Origin of the sequence: Serratia sp. (in: enterobacteria) (genome assembly GCF_046715635.1) — a bacterium.
Taxonomy (GTDB): Bacteria; Pseudomonadota; Gammaproteobacteria; order Enterobacterales; family Enterobacteriaceae; genus Chania.
In genome coordinates this window covers 1-3937 of the sequence record NZ_JBKJYW010000266.1, presented here as the reverse complement: position 1 = coordinate 3937, position 3937 = coordinate 1, and the positions used below count along the sequence as shown (strand labels likewise).

The following is a 3937-nucleotide window of genomic DNA, read 5'->3' as shown; positions in this document are numbered from 1 at the left end:
CGTCAGTGGCTTCCGGCCCGGGCTGTTCTCCGCCGACGTCGCGCTGTGCGTCGATCTCCGCCGGATCGGTGTCTGCGTCGCCTTCGAGCCGGCGGCCGTGGTCCGGCACGGCTACGACGCCGACCTCGGGTCGTTCCTCCGCGAGCGGCTCGCGCGCGGCGCCGACTTCGGCCGCGTCCGGCCGGAGCTCGAGGGATGGTCGACCAGGCGGACGGCTGTTCAGGCGCTCGCGACCCCGCTGGCCGGCACTGTCGAAGGCGGAGGCCACAACGTCGGTCACCACCTGTTCGGTCAGGGCGGAAGAGTCGACGATCATCGCGTTCAAACCGCCGGTTTCGGCAATCAACGGGGTCGGGCGGCCTTGAGGATCCAGCCGGCCTGCGATATTGCGTTGCAGAATGCCCGCAACGTCGGTAGAGCCGGTGAACATCACGCCGCGTACGCGGGCATCATTGACCAAGAGGGAACCGACAGTTTCACCTTGGCCAGGCAACAACTGCAGGACGCCCTGAGGAATGCCAGCCTCCAGCAGGATGCGCACCGCCTGGGCGGCGACCAACGGCGTCTGCTCCGCAGGTTTTGCCAGCACGCTGTTACCAGCGGCAAGGGCGGCGGCAACCTGGCCGGTGAAGATAGCCAGCGGGAAGTTCCACGGGCTGATGCAGACTACCGGGCCTAACGGGCGATGGCTGTCGTTGGCGAAGTCGTCACGCACTTGGCCAGCGTAGTAATGCAGAAAATCAACCGCCTCACGGACTTCTGAGATGGCGTTATTGAAGGTTTTACCCGCCTCGCGCACCAGGATCCCCAGCAGGCTTTGCAGTTGGCTTTCCATCAGTTCTGCCGCGCGTTCTAAAATGGCAGCACGTTCGGAAGGCGGAGTGGCAAACCAGATCGGCCCGGCTGCGGCTGCAGAGTCTAATGCCCGGCTGACTTCACCTTCGGTGGCTTCACGCACGTAGCCGACGATATCACCCGGTTCGGCAGGGTTGATCACCGGTTGTTCAACTCCTTGATCCAACGGAGCATCGATAATCGGCTCAGCACGCCATTGTTGGCTTGCGCTGGTGAGCAGGGCGCTGGACAGCGAAGCCAGGCGCTGTTCGTTGGAGAGATCCAGGCCGCTGGAGTTAACGCGTTTTTCACCATATAGCTCACGCGGCAACGGAATGCGCGGATGCGGTAAACCTATACGGCCTTCACTAGCTGCCATGGCCTCGACCGCGCTGACCGGATCGGCTACCAGTTCGTCAAGCGGTAGGGTGGCATCGGCGATACGGTTAACGAATGAGGTATTGGCGCCGTTTTCCAACAGACGGCGTACCAGATAGGCCAACAGCGTTTCGTGCGTGCCGACCGGCGCATAAATACGGCAAGGGCGGTTCAGCTTGCCATCGGCCACTTTGCCTACCACCTGTTCGTACAGCGGTTCGCCCATGCCGTGCAGACACTGGAATTCGTACTGGCCTGGATAGTAGTTATTGCCCGCCAGGTGATAGATGGCACTCAGCGTGTGGGCGTTGTGGGTAGCAAACTGCGGATAAATCAGGTTCGGCACCGCCAGCAGCTTGCGGGCGCAGGCCAGATAGGAAACGTCGGTATACACTTTGCGGGTATACACCGGGTAACCTTCCAGGCCATCCATCTGGGCGCGCTTGATTTCGCTGTCCCAGTACGCGCCTTTGACCAGGCGGATCATCAGGCGACGGCGGCTGCGGCTGGCCATGTCGATCACCGCATCAATGGCAAACGGGCAGCGCTTCTGGTAAGCCTGAATAACAAAGCCGATGCCGTTCCAACCGGCCAACTGCGGTTCAAAGCACAGCTTTTCCAGCAGATCGAGGGAGATTTCCAGGCGATCGGCCTCTTCGGCGTCGATATTGATGCCGATATCGTATTGGCGAGCCTGCAACGTCAGCGACAGCAAGCGGGGATACAGCTCTTCCATCACGCGATCGTACTGGGCACGGCTGTAACGTGGGTGCAACGCCGAGAGTTTGATCGAGATGCCAGGGCCTTCATAGATACCACGGCCATTGGAGGCTTTGCCGATGGCGTGGATCGCTTGCTGATAGGAAACCAGATAGGCCTGCGCATCGGCTTCGGTCAGCGCGGCTTCACCCAACATGTCGTATGAGTAGCGGAAGCCTTTGTCTTCCAGTTTGCGCGCATTGGCCAGCGCTTCGGCGATGGTTTCACCGGTTACAAACTGTTCGCCCATCAGGCGCATCGCCATATCGACCCCTTTACGGATCAACGGCTCGCCGCGCTTACCGATGATGCGGTTCAGCGCGCTGGACAGATTGGCTTCATTATGGGTAGACACCAGCTTGCCGGTAAACAGCAGACCCCAGGTTGCGGCGTTGACGAACAGCGAAGGGCTGCGGCCAAGGTGGGAATGCCAGTTGCCGTTGCTGATTTTGTCGCGGATTAACGCATCGCGCGTTGGCTTGTCTGGAATACGCAGCAGCGCTTCGGCCAGGCACATCAGAGCCACCCCTTCCTGGGAAGAGAGCGAGAACTCCTGCAACAACCCTTGCACCATACCGGCGCGGCCGTTGGCACTCTTCTGATTACGCAACTTTTCGGCAATGCCATAGGCCAGTTTATGGGTGGCCTGTGCCAGTTCGGCGGGCAAACGCGCCTGTTCGAGCAGCATCGGCACCGCTTCGGTTTCCGGACGGCGATAGGCGGCGGTGATGGCCGCACGAGCCACGGACTGCGGCAGGATCTGTTCGGCAAACTCAAGGAAGGGTTGATGGGACTCTTCAGGCACCTGCGGCGTGACATCATCCGCTTCTGCCTGGCTGGCAGCGGCCAGCGCCGGAATTTCTGGCAGATCGGAACCGCTCTCCAGACGTTCAAGATAATTGAAAATAGCCTGCTTGATTAACCAGTGTGGCGTGCGGTCAATCCGTTGCGCCGCACTTTTGATGCGATCGCGGGTTGCTTCATCGAGCTTCACGCCCATTGTGGTAGTGCCCATGCCAATCCAGCTCCTGTGTTTGGAACCCCTCCCAACCGGCCAGATTAGGGGCGTTCCGTAGCGTAATGAGGTTATTGATGCCGACAATATCCTGCATGTTGCAACTTTGTGCAACCTTGTTAAATGTGCTCCGTAGCGAAGTGTGACTCCAATCGATTTTTTAACATCTTGAGCGCAACGGATTACGGGCAGAGAAGTGGGGACGCGGTGTGCGACGAGCTTATTTCCCTGTATTAATCAGGGTTAAGTAAGAGGTGCAACTCATTTCAGCGGTGACGAGTGCAACCTTGACAGCGAATAAATGTGACCTGGCGTGAGTTTCGTGTGACTTTTTTGTTAAATATCTTGTTGGTTGTTGACTGCCTCATCTAGGATAGCCAGCGCTCAGACCATGATGGGTATAAACGCTGTTCATCCGCCACCATCGCAATGCGCCCCGTTCCGGCGCGTGGTGGGTGAAATTACTGACATAAAAATACCCGATAACTTTCAATAGGCTGCTAACATACGGCGGCTTGAAAGGGAGAAGGGAATAAAAAATGGAGAGTTTAAGATAATGAACACACCTATGCTGGTGACCTTCGTGGTCTACATTCTTGGGATGGTGGTGATCGGCCTGCTGGCCTATCGGGCGACCAACAACTTTGACGACTACATTCTGGGTGGCCGCAGCCTGGGCAGTGTAGTGACCGCGCTCTCCGCCGGGGCGTCCGATATGAGCGGCTGGCTGCTGATGGGATTACCGGGTGCGATTTTCCTCTCCGGCATCTCGGAAAGCTGGATCGCCATCGGGCTGACCATCGGGGCTTACCTGAACTGGAAGTTGGTGGCAGGGCGGTTACGCGTCCATACCGAAGCCAACAACAACGCCTTGACGCTGCCGGATTACTTCACCAGCCGTTTTGAGGATAACAGCAAACTGCTGCGGGTGATTTCCGCCATCGTCATCCT

At 58.5% G+C, this 3937-nt stretch carries 2 protein-coding genes; one reads left to right on the top strand and one right to left on the bottom strand.

Features of this window, described 5'->3' with window-relative positions:
- A partial coding sequence (gene putA, locus ACLQ7H_RS13185; protein ID WP_411753063.1) for a trifunctional transcriptional regulator/proline dehydrogenase/L-glutamate gamma-semialdehyde dehydrogenase occupies positions 1–2986 on the bottom strand: 2986 nt, incomplete at its 3' end.
- A gap of 556 nt (positions 2987–3542) precedes the next feature.
- Between putA and ACLQ7H_RS13180 the strand changes: the two genes are divergently transcribed.
- On the top strand, positions 3543–3937 hold a 395-nt coding region (locus ACLQ7H_RS13180), incomplete at its 3' end, for a sodium:solute symporter family transporter (RefSeq protein ID WP_411753062.1).